Raw genomic sequence first — 15,561 nt, 5'->3', positions numbered from 1 at the left:
TGCCCCACGAGCATTGGCCAATAGCGCGGACAACTCTCTGGGCGTGGGTTGAGTATATCAGTCATGCCATGCAGCGAAAGCCGCCTTGTGGCCGCAGGGCAGACTGACTAAAGTGAGTCACTCAGCCATTCGCATGGCTTCGACAAGGAGTAGAGGTATGACCAAGCAGGTAGCGGTGGTATTAGCCGGCTGTGGCGTGTTCGACGGTTCGGAAATCTACGAAACGACACTGACACTACTGCGTCTGGATCAGTTGGGCATCGGGTATCGCTGCTTTGCACCCGATGTAGAGCAGCATCACGTCATCAACCACCTGGATCAGACGCCGGTGGAGGGTGAGCGACGCAATGTGCTGCAGGAGTCGGCCCGTCTGGCGCGTGGCGAGATCAGTCCGATCACCGAGCTGGTGTCCAATGATTTCGATGCAGTGATCGTGCCCGGTGGCTTTGGCGTTGCCAAGAACCTGTGTGACTTTGCCATGCAAGGTGACGAGATGCAGGTGCTGGAAAGCGTCAAGGAGGCGCTGGCAGGATTCAAGAAAGACGCCAAGCCGATTGGCTTGATGTGCATTTCCCCGGTCATGGTGCCCCGGCTGTTGGGGGATGGCATCGCCGTCACGGTAGGTCATGATCCGGGCGTATCCGGGGCGATCAGTGCCATGGGCGGGCTGCACCGTAGCTGCGGCGTGGAAGAGATCGTCGTGGATCTCGAGCATCGCGTGGTCACCACGCCTGCCTATATGCTGGCAACGCGCATCAGTGAAGCTGCCACGGGCATCTTCAAACTAGTGGAGCGTATCGATGAAATGATGGGTTAGGCTGGCTGGCAAGCCCGTAGGGAAAAAGCCTCTGTCATCGTGGGATGACAGAGGCTTTTTAATGGCCTTGAGCATACAGGAGCGCTAGTCGGTCTGCTCTTCCTCGGTGGTTTTTGGCTTACGCACCAGACGGCCAAACAGCAACCCCACTTCGTACAACAAGTACATGGGAATCGCCAGCAGGCTTTGAGAAATCACATCGGGCGGCGTCAGCAGCATACCGACGACAAAGCAGCCCAGTATGATATACGGGCGCTTCTTCGACAGGCTTTCCACGGTCGTCGCGCCGGAGAGAATCAGCAGGAACGTGGCGATGGGTATTTCAAAGGCCACGCCAAATGCAAAGAACAGCTTGAGCACGAAGTTCAGGTACTGGTTGATGTCGGTCATCACCGCGACATTTTCCGGCCCCGTTTGGGTAAAAAACTCGAACAGCAGCGGAAACACCACGTAATAGGCAAACGCTGCCCCGGCATAAAACAGCGCCACGCTGGAAACGAGAATCGGAATGGCCAGCGCTTTCTCGTTATCGTAAAGCCCCGGCGCCACGAAGGCCCAGGCCTGGTGCAGCACGAAAGGAATGGCAATGAAGACCGCCACTACCAGTGTCAGCTTGAAAGGTGCCAGGAAGGGCGAGGCGACCTCGGTGGCAATCATCTGGGAACCTTCGGGCAGCAGTGCCATCAGCGGCTCGGCCACGAAGGTGTAGATATCGTTGGCAAAAGCATAGAGCCCCAGGAAAATCACCAGGATCACCACGACCGCCTTCATCAAGCGCGAGCGCAGCTCGATCAGATGCTCGATGAGAGGCGCCTGGCCCTGGTCGTTGTGCGGTGGCTGGGAGTTGCCAGACATGCTCATGAGTGGGGTCTATCCTTTTGATCGGCCGTATCGGTGTCGCTCGGCAGGTCTTCACGCACGGTCTGCAAAGCGTCATCCAGTCGTGCGCTGGCCCTGGCCACCCGCTGTTCGGTGTCTGCCTGGGCGGAAGGCTGGGCAGGCACGGCTGAAGGGGCGTCAGCAATGCTCTCGACATCCTGCTTGGCTTTTTTCAGGCTGTCATCGAGCTTTTTCTGCTGCTCATTCAGCTTTTGCCGCAGCTCTTCGGCTTCCAGTTGGGCACTGATTTCACGCTGCATGCCGGATACCGTGCGCTTGATCTTGCCGATCCATAGACCCGCCGTGCGCGCCGCCTTGGGCAGGCGTTCCGGGCCCAGCACCAGCAGTGCCACGACGCCGATGAGCATGAGTTCAAGAAAGCCGATATCCAGCATGGGTTATTTGCGCTCTTCGTTGCGGTCGCCAGAGTGAACGTCTGCCGCTGGCTTCTGCTCAGCTTGAACGTCGTAGGTGTTGCCGTTCTCTTCGTGGGCGACCTTGGCCTGAGGCTGGTCAGAGGGCTTGTCGCCGTCCTTCTCTTCCTCGTGCATGGCTTTCTTGAAGCCCTTGACCGCGCCGCCCAGGTCGGTGCCCACGTTACGCAGTTTCTTGGTGCCGAAAATCAGGATGATGATGCCCAGAACAATCAGCAGCTGCCAAATACTGATACCACCTAACATATGCGTTTCCTCATGGATGCAGGGTTAACGTTGTGATCGGGACGCTTTTTCGTCGTGACCAGAGATTCCAAACCGTCGCGCAAGCTCGTCCAGCACGGGCTGATGGTCCAGATCCAGATGCGACAGCATGACCAGGCTATGAAACCACAGGTCGGCCGTTTCGGCGATCAACGCTTGGCGGGCCTGCTCATCGCCATGCTCGGCATCCTTGGCGGCCAGCAGCGTTTCGGTGGCCTCTTCGCCCACTTTCTCGAGTATCTTGTTCAAACCCTTATGATGCAAGGAGGCAACATAAGATTCTTCTGGTTGGGCATGGCGACGCTGTTTCAAAACGTCGGCCAGAGCGTCCAGTACGGGAGCTTGGTTGGCATCTGTCATGGTGTTCTCGTTATTCATCGCAATAGAGTGTCATCCGGCACGTGCTGGAAAGGCTCACTGCCAGATCAGCAGCAGCAACCCGACCCCGGCAGCTGCCAGAATCGGCCAATCCTGGGTGGCGGCCCAACTGCTCAGCGGCTGCCAGGCAAGCGCGATGGCCACGAGTGCCAAACCGATGCGCAGCCGATGCTGGCGTTTGCCCTGTTGTTTCAACTGGTGGCGCATCTGGCTGAGCGCGGTGACCTGCTGATGCCGCTGGCGGTGTTCATGTTCCATGCGGCTGAGCGCCTGATGTGCCAGCGCCGGCAGCTCTGGCAATTGATGCGAAAGCTCCGGCGCCTGGCGCTTGAGCGATGCCCAGAGCCCGCCGATACCCGCGCGCTCTCTCATCCACTTTTCCAGGTAGGGCTTGGCGGTGCTCCATAGGTCCAGCTCCGGGTAGAGCTGACGCCCCAGCCCTTCGATGTTAAGCAGGGTTTTCTGCAGCAGCACCAGCTGCGGCTGAACTTCCATGTTGAAGCGTCGCGCCGTTTGAAACAGCCCCAGCAGCACCTGCCCAAAGGAAATATCCTTCAGAGGCTTTTCCAGAATCGGTTCGCACACGGTACGAATGGCTGCGGCAAATTCGTTGGCACGGGTGTTCTCGCCCACCCATCCCGACTCGATGTGCAGGGAAGCGACCTCGTAATAGTCCTGATGGAAAAAAGCCAGCAGGTTGCGCGCCAGATAATCCTGGTCTTCCCGGGTGAGGCTGCCCACGATACCGCAGTCGATGGCGATGTACTGGGGGTCGTCCGGGTCGTCACAGTTGACGAAGATATTGCCGGGATGCATGTCCGCGTGGAAGAAGTTGTCCCGGAATACCTGGGTGAAGAATAGTTCCACGCCGCGCTCGGCGAGCTTTTTCAGATTGGTGCCGCGGGCCCGCAAGGTCTCCAGGTCGGCCACCGGTACGCCGCGAATGCGCTCCTGCACCATCACGTGGCGCCGGGTGTAGGGCCAGTAGATGGTGGGCACGAAGAGGAGCGGCGAGTCCTTGAAATTACGTTTGAGCTGAGAGGTGTTGGCCGCCTCCTTGTAGAGGTCCAGCTCGTCGAACAGGGTGGCTTCATAGTCGCGAATGACTTCTACCGGGCGCAGGCGTCTGGCTTCGGGCACTTTGGCCAGCAGCTTCGCTACCTGGTACATCAGCCCCATGTCCTGGCGCATGATTCGGTCGATGCCGGGGCGAATGATCTTGACCACGACCTCTTCGCCACCGTGCAGGGTGGCGGCGTGCACCTGGGCGATGGAGGCCGAGGCGAGGGGCACGCGGTCGAAGGCCGCAAAGGCCTCCACCAGGGTCATGCCCAGCTCTTTCTCCACTCGGGCCGCTGCCAGCTCGCCAGCAAAGGGCGGCACCTGATCCTGCAGACGTTTCAGCTCGTCGGCAATGTCTTCCGGCAGCAGGTCGCGGCGGGTCGAGAGCATTTGGCCGAATTTGATGAAGATCGGGCCCAGTGCCTCCAACGCCAGCCGCAGCCGCTCGCCGCGGCTGCGCTTGCCCACCGGCACCAGTTGGAGGGGCGAAAAGCGAGTCAGTAGCCGCAGCCAGAGCGGCATGCGCTCGGCAGGTACGAGGGTATCCAGGCGATGCCGAGTCACTACCCAGAGAATCTTGAACAGCCGCAGGCTCATTCGCTCGGCTCCTCGGGCGCATTGGCCTTGGCCAACTGCGTGAGACGCCGATTCAGGCGCTGCAGTCTGGCATCCAGGCGGTCGGTGGCGATTTCCAGCTCGGTGAGGTGGTCGCGCAGCACGTCGCGCTGCTGGCGGCCTGGCAGCAGGCGTGCCTCTTCGAAGACATACTCCGACACATCCTGCAGTAGCTCGTCCTTGGCGCGTAGCCCCCAGCGTGCCGCGCGGCGCAGCCCTTCGGCCAGCGAATGGGCAGGCATGTCGCCCAGCCAGTGTGCCAGCTCACCTTCCCAGTCGACCTCCAGGTCCAGCAGCAGCTCTCGGGTAGCTTCCAATAAGTGGACATGCCCCCGAATGGCCAGCTTGCCCTCGAACATCAGCCGCTCCACGGAGGCACCGCTGAGCCACTCCGAGAGGGTTTCCGGGGTCAGTTCGACCACCGCATCCACGTCGCTTTCATCGACGTCGTCGCCGTGCTGCAGATCCAGTCCGGCATTGTGGTAGCAAAGCAGCAGCGCCAGCTGTGGCTTTTCCAGACGCACCAGCAGGCGGCTGCCCGCCAGCGCGGCCAGCCGCCCAGGGGCAGCAGGGTCACGGGCAAGCAGTGCGTTCAGCGTGCGTTCACAACCGGCCAGCAGCAGGGTCGGGGTGACTAGCATGCGGGCCTCATCGTTCGGTGGGTCAGCGTGCGAGGCGTCATAGCTTGATGCCGCGGTGCAGGGCGACGATGCCGCCGGTCAGGTTGGTGTACTCCACTCGATCGAGCCCGGCGGTTTCCATCATGCCCTTCAGGGTTTCCTGGTCGGGGTGCATGCGGATCGATTCGGCCAGGTAGCGGTAGCTTTCGCCGTCGCCGGCGACCAGTTCGCCCATCTTGGGCAACAGCCGGAACGAGTACTCATCGTAGGCCCTGGAGAGTAGCGGGTTGTTGGGCTTGGAAAACTCCAGCACCAGCAGGCGGCCGCCGGGCTTGAGTACCCGTGCCATGGAGCGCAGCGCAGCGTCCTTGTCGGTCACGTTGCGCAGGCCAAAGGCAATGGTGATGCAGTCGAAACTGTTGTCCGGGAAGGGCAGACACTCGGCATTGGCCTGGACGTACTCGACGTTGCCACCGACGCCGTTGTCCATCAGCTTGTCGCGGCCTACCTTGAGCATGGAGGCGTTGATGTCGGCCAGCACGACCTTGCCGCGGGGGCCGACCAGACGCGAGAACTTGAGGGTCAGGTCCCCCGTGCCGCCAGCGATGTCCAGCACATGATGGCCGGGGCGAACGCCAGCACGCTCGATGGTGAGGCGCTTCCACACACGGTGGATGCCCAGGGACATCAGGTCGTTCATGACGTCGTAGCGGGCGGCGACCGAGTGGAAAACATCGGCGACGCGTGAGGCTTTTTCGTCGACCGGGACTTCCTGGTAGCCAAAATGGGTGGTGCGTTTTTCCGTGGGGCTCATGGGGCTTCAGCTCCCGAGTTCGAGGCGGTAGTAGTCGACCATAAGGTCATCGCAATCATTGATGGCCAACATTGTAGCCTTCTCGAGCCTGCTTTGTCTGCGCCTCAACTGGGGCGTGGCGTCACAGCTGCTTGAATTGAATGCCCGCAGGCTCGCGAGAGGCACCCGCTGCTTCCAGCCGCTCGAGGTAGTTGTTCCAGTAAGCGTGTTGATGCGTCGCGAGGTCGTGCAGGTAGTTCCAGCTGTAGAGGCCGCTGTCGTGGCCATCGTCGAAGTGCAGCTTGAGGGCGTAGTTACCCGCTTGGGTGATGTTCTGCAGGCCGACGTCCTTCTTGCCCACTTGCAGTACCGCCGTGTCGCCACCGTGGCCACGCACTTCGGCAGAGGGAGAGTAGACGCGCAGCAGCTCCACGGGCAGCCGGTAGGTGTCCCCCGAGGCGTAGCCGAGTTCCAACTCGCGGGCCTGCTTGTGGTAGTGCACTCGGGTGGGGACCGGGGCATCGGGAGTAGAGGGGGTGTGGGTAGACGTGTGGGTGTTGGAGGCGTTCATGGTCGGGGCACTCATGGTTGGCGTGACGTCGCTCAGGCACGAGCGACACCTGGCCGGGGTGGCCAGGTGTCGGGGTGCGGCAGAGGTTACAGAATATAGCGGGAGAGATCTTCGTCTACCGCCAGTTCTCCCAACTGCGCGTTAACGTAATCTGCATCGATCACCAGCGGGCTATCCATATCGCCGCCCTTGAACGAGGCCTCTTCCAGCAGCCGCTCCATGACCGTGTGCAGGCGGCGCGCGCCGATGTTCTCGGTCCCTTCGTTGACCTGCCAGGAGATCTCCGCAATGCGCTCGATGCCGTCGGGAGTGAACTCTACGTCCAGCCCTTCGGTGCCCAGCAGCGCCTGATACTGCTTGGTCAGCGAGGCGGAAGGCTCGGTGAGGATGCGCTTGAAATCGCCGGGAGTAAGGGCATCCAGCTCAACGCGAATGGGCAAGCGACCCTGCAGCTCGGGGATCAGGTCGGAAGGCCGCGCCAAGTGGAAAGCACCGGAGGCGATGAACAGGATATGGTCGGTCTTCACCATGCCATATTTGGTCGACACCGTGGAGCCTTCGATCAGTGGCAGCAGGTCGCGCTGCACGCCCTCGCGTGATACTTCACCACCGCTGGACTGGCCACTGCCCTTGGCCACCTTGTCGATCTCGTCCAGGAAGACGATGCCGTGCTGCTCGACGGCCTCGACGGCGCGGGCCTTGATCTCCTCTTCGTTGACCAGCTTGCCCGCTTCCTCGTCACGCAGCAGCACCAGGGCTTCCTTGACGGTAACGCGACGCTTTTCACGCTTTTGCTGGCCCATGTTGGAGAACAGGCTCTGCAGCTGGCTGGTCATCTCCTCCATGCCCGGCGGCGTCATGATGTCGATGCCCTGGCTCTGGGCGGTGATTTCGATGTCGATTTCCTTGTCGTCCAGCTGGCCTTCGCGCAGTTTCTTGCGGAACAGCTGGCGCGTGCTGTTATCGTCCCGGGGCTGCTCTTCCTGGCCGCGGGGCGGCGGCAGCAGCGCATCGAGAACGCGGTCTTCGGCGGCATCTTCTGCGCGGTGGCCGACTTCTTCCTTGGCGTGCTCGCGCACCATCTTGATGGCGGCTTCCATCAGGTCGCGGATGATCGATTCCACGTCGCGACCCACGTAGCCCACTTCCGTGAACTTGGTGGCTTCGACCTTGATGAAGGGCGCACGGGCCAGTTTGGCCAGGCGGCGAGCGATTTCGGTTTTACCCACGCCGGTGGGGCCGATCATCAGAATGTTCTTGGGGGTGACTTCCGGGCGCAGGTCATCGTCGAGCTGCATGCGCCGCCAGCGGTTGCGCAGCGCGATGGCAACGGCGCGTTTGGCATCCTGCTGGCCGATGATGTACTGGTCCAGCGCATGGACGATTTCACGGGGTGTCATCTGAGTCATAAAGGGGCCTCAACGGTCGTCGATGTTCAGCTCTTCGAGCGTGACGTGGTGGTTAGTGAATACGCAGATGTCACCCGCGATTTGCAGGGATTTTTCGGTGATTTCACGGGCGGAGAGATCGGTGTTTTCGAGCAGCGCGCGGGCGCTGGCCTGAGCGTAGTTGCCCCCCGAGCCGATGGCGATGATGCCGCGTTCGGGTTCGACCACGTCACCGTTGCCGGTGATGATCAGCGAGGCGCTGTGGTCGGCCACGGCCAGTAGCGCTTCCAGGCGGCGCAGGGCGCGGTCGGTGCGCCAATCCTTGGCAAGCTCCACGGCCGCCTTGGTGAGATGGCCCTGGTACTTCTCCAGCTGAGCTTCGAAACGTTCGAACAGTGTAAAGGCATCTGCTGTGCCGCCGGCAAAACCGGCCAGTACCTTGCCGCGATAGAGGCGGCGAACCTTGCTGGCGTTGCCTTTCATCACGGTGTTGCCCAGCGATACTTGGCCGTCGCCAGCAAGGGCGACCTGGTTACCGCGGCGAACGGAGACAATGGTGGTCATGGAGATAACTCCTTGGGGGAGACGCGCTCCCGATGACTGATCGGCCACCCTGGGTGGCCGTAAAAAAAGCGATTCCCAACAAAATGCGGGCGGCTGATGAAAAATCAACCGCCCGCTCGAGAAAGCCAGGTGATAAAACCGCGCCTTCAGGCGCGGTCAGGGGATGGATCAGTTCTGCAGCTGTATCAGCAGGGGTTCGATCCCTTGAGTGCTCATCAGGTCCTGGGCGCGGTTCAGCTCCCGGGTATCCTCGTAAGGGCCCACCTGCACGCGGTGCCAGGTGTCGCCATTGGCCTGCACTTCGCTGATCTGTGCCAGCAAACTCAGGTTGCGCAGCCGGCCGCGCAGCTGCTCGGCGTCGCTGAGGTCGCGAAACGAAGCGGCTTGCAGCATGTAGCGATTCGGCGTGCTGGAACTGCTGCTGGTGCTAGTGCTGCTAGCGGCAGGCGGCTGGGTAGCCGCCACGGCGGCCTGCTCGTTGGGCCGCGTGTTGGCGGCAATGACCTGAGCAATCGGGTCGTTGGCGCTGCTGCCTGGCGACGTGTCGTCCGAGGCTGCTGCGTCGCTGGCGGCCTCTGCGGCAGTCTCGGCGATTTCCGGCCGAGTGATATTGGCCGGAATGGCGCCGCCCGGAGCGATGACTTCGGTTTCGGGGAGCAGCGTGTAGAACTCGAAGGTGGGCATGGCAGGCTCTGCCGAGGCTGCCTGCCCAGTGCCCTGGGCGTCTCCGCGCTCATCGCTGGAGGGCTTGGGCAGCACCGTGGCCTGGGGCGTGCTGCTCTGCTCCTGCCACGGGGCGGTGCCGTGCTGATGCTGCGCCAGGAAGAAGCCAGCGGCCACCCCGGCCACCCCCCACAGCCAGCCGGGAATACGCCACCCGTCGCCGGAGCGGCGAGCAGATTTACGCTGCGAGGTGGCGCCTCGACGGGACGGCTTGTTACGCGGGCTGGCCATGAATTACATCTCCTCTGGGGCACTGACCCCCATCAGATCCAGCCCGTTGCGCAGCACCTGACGCGTGGCCAGACCGAGCGCCAGGCGGGTGTTGCGCAGCGTGTCGTCTTCGACCATGACCTTGACGGCGTTGTAGCAGGTGTGGAAGTCGCCCGCCAGATCCAGCAGATACTGGGCCACCTGCTGGGGCTCGCGGTTGCGGGTCGCATGTTCGACCACTTCCGGGTAGCGGGCCAGGCGGTTGAGCACGGCTTTTTCCTGATCGCTATCCAGCAGCGCCAGGTTGGCCATCGCCACGCCGTGGTCGAAGGGCTGGCCTGCCTCTTCGGCCTTGCGCAGCATGCTGCATACCCGAGCATGGGCATACTGGATGTAGTACACCGGGTTATCGTTGGACTGGGAGCGCGCCAGGTCGATATCGAAGGTCAACTGCGAGTCGGCGCGGCGCGCGGCCAGGAAGAAGCGGGTGGCATCGCGGCCGACTTCGTCGATCAGGTCGCGTATGGTGACGTAGCTGCCTGCACGCTTGGACAGTTTCACTTCCACGCCCGAGCGGGTCACCATGACCATCTGGTGCAGCACATAGTCGGGCCAGCCCTGCGGAATGCCCACGCCGAGTGCCTGCAAGCCCGCACGTACGCGGGTAACGGTAGAGTGGTGATCGGCGCCCTGTTCGTTGATCACGGTCTTGAAGCCGCGCTGCCACTTGTTCAGGTGGTAGGCCACGTCGGGCAGGAAGTAGGTGTAGCCGCCTTCACGCTTGCGCATGACGCGGTCCTTGTCGTCGCCGAAGTCGGTGGTGCGCAGCCATAGTGCGCCATCCTGCTCGTAGGTGTGGCCGTTGGCGACCAGCGTCTCGACAGTGGCCTCGACCTTGCCGTCCTCGTAGAGGGATGATTCGAGGAAGTAGACGTCGAATTCGACGCCGAAGGCCTTGAGGTCCAGATCCTGTTCGCGGCGCAGCCAGGCCACGGCGAACGCCTGAATGGCTTCCAGGTCGTCGGCATCGGCCTTGGCCGTCACCTTGCGGTCGTCGGCGGTGACCGTCTTTCCGGCCATGTAATCGTTGGCCACATCGACGATGTATTCACCGCGATAGCCATCGGCAGGCCAGCTCTCATCCTCGGGGCCCAGCCCCTTGGCACGGGCCTGCACGGAGAGCGCGAGGTTGTTGATTTGCGCGCCCGCGTCGTTGTAGTAGAACTCCCGAGTGACGTCATAGCCGCTGGCTTCCAGCAGGCGGCAGAGGCAGTCGCCAATCGCCGCGCCGCGGCCATGGCCCACGTGCAGCGGGCCCGTGGGGTTGGCCGAGACGAACTCCACCTGCACTTTTTCACCCTTGCCGATCAGGCTGCGACCAAAGGCGTCGCCGCTATCCAGCACCTGGGCAACGATCTGGGCGGCGGCATCGGCGGCGGCAAAGAAGTTGATGAAGCCGGGGCCTGCGATGTCGGTTTTCTGAATGGCGTCGCTGGCGGGCAGGGCGGCTACCAGGGCGTCGGCCAGCTCTCGGGGCTTCATGCTGGCGGGTTTGGCCAGCATCAGGGCCAGGTTGGTGGCGTAGTCGCCGTGGGCTTTGTCCTTGGTGGGGTCGACCTTGATGGCCGGCTGTACATCGTTGGGCAGCACGCCTTGGTGTTTGAGCGCATCAACGGCGCCTTCGAGCAAAGCAATAATCGTGTCTTTCATGTCAATATCCGGGTGTCTTCGGTGGCGGCGTGTGCAAGCGCCCAAATGGTGCAGCGTCAAAGCGGCCATTATCGGCAATTGGCGCGCAGTTTCAAAGCCGTATTCCAGGCCGGGGCAGGCTGGGCGTCGCGGGCGTTGCCATGGCTAGGCCAGTGTTTGCGGGTCGATGTCCACGGACCAGCGCACCTTGCGCGCATCGCGATGAGCTTCCAGCCACTGTACCAGCCAGTGGGCCGCCGTGTGTCGGTGGCTGCGTTTCTGGGCCGTGATCATGACATGCAGGTGGTAGCGATTCTGGCGGCGCTCCATGGGGGCTGGCACTGGCCCCAGGCAGCGTACCGGCAGGTTGGCATCCGTGAGCCACTGGCGCAAGGCCTGTGCAGCCTGTTGAGCCAGCGCCATGGCAGCAGGCTCCTGGGGGCTCTCGACGCGCAGTAGCGCCATGAAACAGAACGGGGGAAGCTGTGCCAGCCTTCGTTCTTCCAGCAGGTTGCGGGCCAGGGCGCCATAGCCATGTTCGGCCAGCTGGCCCAGATGGGGGTCGTCGGGGTGCAGGGTCTGCACCAGCACGCGGCCTGGATGAGCGGCCCGCCCGGCTCGGCCAGCGACTTGCTCCAGCAGCTGGGCGCTATGCTCCAGCGCGCGGAAGTCGGCGGCATAAAGGCCGCCATCGGCATTGACCACCACGACCAGGGTGACATGGGGCAAGTGGTGGCCCTTGGCCAGCATTTGCGTGCCCACCAGCAGGCAGGGCTCGCCGCGATGGATCTCCTTGAGCACCTGCTCGAAGCTCTCCTTCTTGCGGGTGCTGTCGCGGTCGATACGGTGTACGACGGTGTCAGGAAAGAGCCCCTGCAGGGTCTCTTCGGTACGTTCGGTGCCGCTCCCCAGTGCGCGCAGGTCGCCGCTGCCGCACTCGGGGCAGGCATCAGGCAGGGCGCGTCGGCTGTCACAGTGGTGGCAGGCCAACAGAGGGGGCTGTCTGTGCAGCGTCATGCGGGCATCGCACTGATGGCACTCGGCCAGCCAGCCACAGTTGTGGCACGCCAGGCTGGGGGCAAAGCCGCGCCGGTTGATGAAGACCAGCGCCTGCTTGCCGGCTTTCAGCGTCTGGCGGATGGCTTGCAGCGCGCCGGGCAGAAGGCCTCCCTGGCGACGCTGATGGCGCATGTCCAGGAGTTCCAGCTTGGCGGGCGGGTGGCGGCTGGGGCGCTGGGTCAGGCGCAGGTGCCGATAGACGCCCGAGAGCGCTTGCTGAAGGCTTTCCAGCGAAGGGGTGGCGCTACCCAGCAGCAGTGGGATCTGGTGGTGGTGTGCCCGGGCCACGGCGAGATCCCTAGCGTGGTAACGAAGCCCGTCGTGCTGCTTGTAAGAGCCGTCGTGCTCCTCGTCGACGATGATCGCGCCAGGCTTGGCCAGCGGTGTGAAAATGGCCGAGCGGGTGCCGATGATGACCATGGCGCGCCCGCTGGCGGCGGCTTCCCAGACGTCCAGGCGCTCCGGGTCGGTGAGGCCCGAATGCAGGGCCACCACGGGCACCCGGAAGCGGCTCTTGAAGCGCGCCAGGGTTTGCGGCGTCAGGCCGATTTCGGGTACCAGCACCAGCGATTGCTTGCCTTTGGCGGCCAGCGCCTCGATCAACTGCAGGTAGACTTCGGTCTTGCCGCTGCCGGTCACGCCTTCCAGCAGGCACGGGTGGTAGCCGTCCAGCTTTTCGTGCAGCGCTGCCAGGGCCGTGGCCTGCTCACGGTTGAGGGGTAATGACGGCGTTGCCAGCAAGCTGCCGGAGACGGGCTGCCCCGCCGTCAGGGTGATCTCCTGGGGTTCGGCCAGGCCCTTTTTTTGCAGCGCCTGGAGCTGTTCACGGGTGAACCCGTGGGCACTGATGGCCCGCCCTGCCAGCCCGTGGGGGTGCTGGCGCAACAGGCGGTAGAGCTCGGCCTGCCGCGGCGCGCGCTGTAGCGGCGTGTCATCGCCCTGACGCGCATGCCACAGGGTTTGCGTGCGGCCCGCCATGGGGTGGCCCTGGCGCAGGCGTGCGGGCATGGCGTGCTGCATGGTGTCGCCCAGGCTGTGCTGGTAATAGCGGGCGGTGAACTGGCACAGCCACTGCCAGTCTTCGGGGAGCGGCGCGTCGTCAAGCGCTTCACTGACCGCGCGCAGCTGGGCGCGGGGCAGCTCGCTGCCGGAAGCCAGAGAAACGACGACCCCCACCACGTCGCGGCGGCCAAACGGTACCCGCACCCGCAGCCCCGGCAGCCAGCCGCAGGCGGGCGCGCGGGGTGCTGGCAGGTAGTCGAACAGGCGGCGCAGCGGCGATGGCAAGGCCACTTTCAGCACCTGAAAAGCGCCCGGAGTACGCTCTGCCGTGACGGGCGGGGAAGAAACAGAATCAGACAATTGGCCTCCGGCGTTTAGTTTGCTAGAATGCGCGGCCGCTCTCAATCTATCGGATCGAGCGGTTAACCGGTTAGCAGTTTTTCACACCCGTATGCGGTGCCTGGCAGCGGATCAGGTGGCGGCATATAGCTCATGAGGCTCAAGATGAAACAAGGTATCCACCCGAATTACAACACGGTCACCGCCAACTGCTCTTGCGGTGCCAGCTTCCAGGTTGGTTCTACTTCTGGTCAGGACTTCTCTCTGGACGTATGCTCCAACTGCCACCCCTTCTACACGGGCAAGCAGAAGCAGGCGAGCACTGGTGGCCGCGTAGAGCGCTTCAACAAGCGTTTTGGCGCTGCCGTCAAGCGCGGCTGATCCCGACGGATTCAGCCCATCGCAGGCACGCCATGTGCCCTGTGCAAAAACCCACGCTACGGCGTGGGTTTTTTGTCCCTGCCTTATTTGGCCGCTCCCTGGCGGCACCGGCATCTGAACGCTGGCCGAACGCTGTGTGATGAAGCCATGGCCCTGAGCCTCCTGTTGCGACGTTGTCCACAGCCGCTATCGCGCGGCGGGTGTGGATAAGTTCGTGTGCAGTTTTGGAATCTATTTCCAGCTTATGCTGCAGTGCATCCATAACGAAACCGTTATGGGTCAGGGTGCTATGCATAAGTTGCAGCAAATGAAGCTGAAAAGTTCCGAATGGATGGGAAAAGCCGCTAAAACGCACGTTTCAGAGGCTGGTTGACTACCTGCTTGAGACGCTTGGGTTTTTTCTATATTCTGATATGACTTTTCTACTTTAGGCTGATTGGACCTTGACCATGACGGATGCAAATAAGCAGGCAGCTCTGGATTATCACGCTAAACCGATCCCCGGTAAGCTCTCCGTGGAGCTGACCAAGCCCACCGCGACGGCGCGGGATCTGGCCCTGGCGTATAGCCCGGGGGTGGCTGAACCGGTTCGCGAAATCGCTCGCGAAGCGGAAAATGCCTACCGTTATACCGGCAAGGGAAATCTGGTGGCGGTCATTTCAGACGGCAGTGCCATTCTGGGCCTGGGTAATCTGGGGCCGCTGGCCAGCAAGCCGGTGATGGAAGGCAAGGGCGTGCTGTTCAAGTGCTTTGCGGGCATCAACTCGGTGGACATCGAAGTGGATGCCGAGAATCCGCAGGCGTTCATCGATACCGTGGCACGCATCGCCGATACCTGGGGCGGTATCAACCTGGAAGACATCAAGGCCCCCGAGTGCTTCGAAATCGAAAAGGCGCTGATCGAACGCTGCAACATTCCCGTGTTTCATGACGATCAGCACGGCACGGCCATCGTCACCGCTGCCGGTATGCTCAATGCCCTGGATATCGCCGGCAAGCGCATCGAAGACGTGAAGATCGTCTGCATGGGCGCAGGTGCGGCGGCGATTGCCTGCATGCGCCTGCTGATCTCCTGTGGCGCCAAAAAAGAGCATCTGGTCATGCTCGACCGTCGCGGCGTGATTCACACCGACCGCGATGGCATCAACGAGTACAAGGCCGAGTTCGCCCGTGATACCGACATGCGCACCCTGGACGACGCCATCGACGGTGCCGACGTGTTCATCGGCCTGTCTGGCCCCGGGCTGCTGTCTGCCGAGCAGGTGAAGAAGATGGCGGCGGATCCGGTCATTTTTGCCTGCACCAACCCGGACCCGGAAATTCATCCGGATGTGGCTCGGGCAGCGCGCCCGGACGTCATCATGGCCACCGGCCGCTCGGATTTCCCGAACCAGGTCAACAACGTGCTGGGCTTCCCGTTCATCTTCCGTGGGGCGCTTGACGTACGCGCCACGCGCATCAATGAAGCGATGAAGCTGGCCGCCGTGCATGCGCTGAAAGATCTGGCCCGCGAGCCGGTGCCCCAGGAAGTGCTGAACGCCTACGAGCGTACCGAGATGAGCTTTGGTCGTGAGTACATCATCCCCACGCCGGTCGATATTCGCCTGCTGGAGCGTGTCTCCTCGGCGGTGGCCCAGGCGGCGGTGGACTCCGGGGTTGCCCGCAAGCCCTACCCGGCGCACTATCCGCTCAAGACCATCGACGATGTCTACGGCAGTTAAGCGCCGCTCGACACGAGATTGGCTGTTCGAGACGCCATGACGACAACGCCCG

The 15,561-nt window shown here is 62.6% G+C and carries 16 protein-coding genes; 3 read left to right on the top strand and 13 right to left on the bottom strand.

Going from position 1 to position 15,561, the window contains the following annotated elements; genetic code table 11:
• The first annotated feature begins 157 nt into the window (after positions 1 to 157).
• Positions 158 to 817, top strand: coding sequence for an isoprenoid biosynthesis glyoxalase ElbB (gene elbB / locus CWI66_RS04120; RefSeq protein ID WP_100730995.1), 660 nt, complete (start codon positions 158 to 160; stop codon positions 815 to 817).
• A gap of 84 nt (positions 818 to 901) precedes the next feature.
• Here the strand turns inward: elbB and tatC are convergent, their stop codons facing one another.
• The 13 genes from tatC to CWI66_RS04055 all read right to left on the bottom strand — a co-directional run bounded on the left by tatC (position 902) and on the right by CWI66_RS04055 (position 13,428).
• Positions 902 to 1,678: a twin-arginine translocase subunit TatC gene (gene tatC, locus CWI66_RS04115; protein ID WP_081192702.1), complete on the bottom strand. Its 777-nt coding sequence runs from the start codon at positions 1,676 to 1,678 to the stop codon at positions 902 to 904.
• On the bottom strand, positions 1,675 to 2,091 hold the full coding sequence (gene tatB / locus CWI66_RS04110) for a Sec-independent protein translocase protein TatB (protein ID WP_081192701.1): 417 nt from the start codon (positions 2,089 to 2,091) through the stop codon (positions 1,675 to 1,677). Before tatB ends, tatC begins: the two co-directional genes overlap by 4 nt.
• 3 nt (positions 2,092 to 2,094) lie before the next feature.
• A complete protein-coding gene (gene tatA, locus CWI66_RS04105) occupies positions 2,095 to 2,376 on the bottom strand; it encodes a Sec-independent protein translocase subunit TatA (RefSeq protein ID WP_039181664.1) in 282 nt (93 codons plus the stop codon).
• 24 nt (positions 2,377 to 2,400) lie between these two features.
• Positions 2,401 to 2,754, bottom strand: coding sequence for a phosphoribosyl-ATP diphosphatase (locus tag CWI66_RS04100; protein ID WP_016916129.1), 354 nt, complete (start codon positions 2,752 to 2,754; stop codon positions 2,401 to 2,403).
• A gap of 54 nt (positions 2,755 to 2,808) precedes the next feature.
• Complete coding sequence (gene ubiB / locus CWI66_RS04095; RefSeq protein WP_081192698.1) at positions 2,809 to 4,431, bottom strand: ubiquinone biosynthesis regulatory protein kinase UbiB; 1,623 nt, start codon at positions 4,429 to 4,431, stop codon at positions 2,809 to 2,811.
• Positions 4,428 to 5,090 (bottom strand): ubiquinone biosynthesis accessory factor UbiJ, encoded by a 663-nt coding sequence (locus CWI66_RS04090; protein WP_039181658.1) that lies wholly within the window; start codon positions 5,088 to 5,090, stop codon positions 4,428 to 4,430. Before CWI66_RS04090 ends, ubiB begins: the two co-directional genes overlap by 4 nt.
• Positions 5,091 to 5,127: 37 nt before the next feature.
• A complete protein-coding gene (ubiE, locus tag CWI66_RS04085) occupies positions 5,128 to 5,883 on the bottom strand; it encodes a bifunctional demethylmenaquinone methyltransferase/2-methoxy-6-polyprenyl-1,4-benzoquinol methylase UbiE (RefSeq protein WP_100730994.1) in 756 nt (251 codons plus the stop codon).
• A 121-nt stretch (positions 5,884 to 6,004) separates the two neighbouring features.
• A complete protein-coding gene (locus tag CWI66_RS04080) occupies positions 6,005 to 6,433 on the bottom strand; it encodes a gamma-butyrobetaine hydroxylase-like domain-containing protein (RefSeq protein ID WP_016916133.1) in 429 nt (142 codons plus the stop codon).
• Positions 6,434 to 6,519: 86 nt separating this feature from the next.
• On the bottom strand, positions 6,520 to 7,842 hold the full coding sequence (hslU, locus tag CWI66_RS04075) for an ATP-dependent protease ATPase subunit HslU (RefSeq protein ID WP_081192694.1): 1,323 nt from the start codon (positions 7,840 to 7,842) through the stop codon (positions 6,520 to 6,522).
• Positions 7,843 to 7,851: 9 nt separating this feature from the next.
• Complete coding sequence (hslV, locus tag CWI66_RS04070) at positions 7,852 to 8,385, bottom strand: ATP-dependent protease subunit HslV (protein WP_016916135.1); 534 nt, start codon at positions 8,383 to 8,385, stop codon at positions 7,852 to 7,854.
• Positions 8,386 to 8,553: 168 nt separating this feature from the next.
• On the bottom strand, positions 8,554 to 9,339 hold the full coding sequence (locus CWI66_RS04065; protein WP_100730993.1) for an SPOR domain-containing protein: 786 nt from the start codon (positions 9,337 to 9,339) through the stop codon (positions 8,554 to 8,556).
• A gap of 3 nt (positions 9,340 to 9,342) precedes the next feature.
• On the bottom strand, positions 9,343 to 11,028 hold the full coding sequence (gene argS, locus CWI66_RS04060; RefSeq protein ID WP_100730992.1) for an arginine--tRNA ligase: 1,686 nt from the start codon (positions 11,026 to 11,028) through the stop codon (positions 9,343 to 9,345).
• 144 nt (positions 11,029 to 11,172) lie between these two features.
• The gene (locus tag CWI66_RS04055) at positions 11,173 to 13,428 is read right to left on the bottom strand and encodes a primosomal protein N' (RefSeq protein WP_232710739.1); all 2,256 of its coding nucleotides are present in this window, start codon (positions 13,426 to 13,428) and stop codon (positions 11,173 to 11,175) included.
• Between the two features lie 144 nt (positions 13,429 to 13,572).
• Between CWI66_RS04055 and rpmE the strand changes: the two genes are divergently transcribed.
• Positions 13,573 to 13,788, top strand: coding sequence for a 50S ribosomal protein L31 (gene rpmE, locus CWI66_RS04050; RefSeq protein WP_016916139.1), 216 nt, complete (start codon positions 13,573 to 13,575; stop codon positions 13,786 to 13,788).
• A gap of 449 nt (positions 13,789 to 14,237) precedes the next feature.
• Positions 14,238 to 15,509 carry a malic enzyme-like NAD(P)-binding protein gene (locus CWI66_RS04045; protein ID WP_081136444.1) on the top strand — a complete coding sequence of 424 codons (1,272 nt, stop codon included), beginning with the start codon at positions 14,238 to 14,240 and terminating at the stop codon, positions 15,507 to 15,509.
• The last annotated feature ends 52 nt before the right edge of the window (positions 15,510 to 15,561 follow it).

It is taken from the genome of Halomonas sp. 141 (genome assembly GCF_002810305.1).
Classification (GTDB): domain Bacteria; phylum Pseudomonadota; class Gammaproteobacteria; order Pseudomonadales; family Halomonadaceae; genus Vreelandella; species Vreelandella stevensii.
The sequence above is the reverse complement of the archived record's forward strand: the minus strand, read 5'-3'. Positions and strand labels throughout refer to the sequence as shown.

Coding starts and splice junctions, on each gene's coding strand:
- tatC (WP_081192702.1), bottom strand. CDS start 1,678: ATGAGCATGTCTGGCAACTCCCAGCCACCGCACAACGACCAGGGCCAG.
- CWI66_RS04045 (WP_081136444.1), top strand. CDS start 14,238: ATGACGGATGCAAATAAGCAGGCAGCTCTGGATTATCACGCTAAACCG.
- CWI66_RS04100 (WP_016916129.1), bottom strand. CDS start 2,754: ATGACAGATGCCAACCAAGCTCCCGTACTGGACGCTCTGGCCGACGTT.
- argS (WP_100730992.1), bottom strand. CDS start 11,028: ATGAAAGACACGATTATTGCTTTGCTCGAAGGCGCCGTTGATGCGCTC.
- CWI66_RS04090 (WP_039181658.1), bottom strand. CDS start 5,090: ATGCTAGTCACCCCGACCCTGCTGCTGGCCGGTTGTGAACGCACGCTG.
- elbB (WP_100730995.1), top strand. CDS start 158: ATGACCAAGCAGGTAGCGGTGGTATTAGCCGGCTGTGGCGTGTTCGAC.
- hslV (WP_016916135.1), bottom strand. CDS start 8,385: ATGACCACCATTGTCTCCGTTCGCCGCGGTAACCAGGTCGCCCTTGCT.
- ubiB (WP_081192698.1), bottom strand. CDS start 4,431: ATGAGCCTGCGGCTGTTCAAGATTCTCTGGGTAGTGACTCGGCATCGC.
- tatA (WP_039181664.1), bottom strand. CDS start 2,376: ATGTTAGGTGGTATCAGTATTTGGCAGCTGCTGATTGTTCTGGGCATC.
- tatB (WP_081192701.1), bottom strand. CDS start 2,091: ATGCTGGATATCGGCTTTCTTGAACTCATGCTCATCGGCGTCGTGGCA.
- CWI66_RS04080 (WP_016916133.1), bottom strand. CDS start 6,433: ATGAACGCCTCCAACACCCACACGTCTACCCACACCCCCTCTACTCCC.
- ubiE (WP_100730994.1), bottom strand. CDS start 5,883: ATGAGCCCCACGGAAAAACGCACCACCCATTTTGGCTACCAGGAAGTC.
- rpmE (WP_016916139.1), top strand. CDS start 13,573: ATGAAACAAGGTATCCACCCGAATTACAACACGGTCACCGCCAACTGC.
- hslU (WP_081192694.1), bottom strand. CDS start 7,842: ATGACTCAGATGACACCCCGTGAAATCGTCCATGCGCTGGACCAGTAC.
- CWI66_RS04065 (WP_100730993.1), bottom strand. CDS start 9,339: ATGGCCAGCCCGCGTAACAAGCCGTCCCGTCGAGGCGCCACCTCGCAG.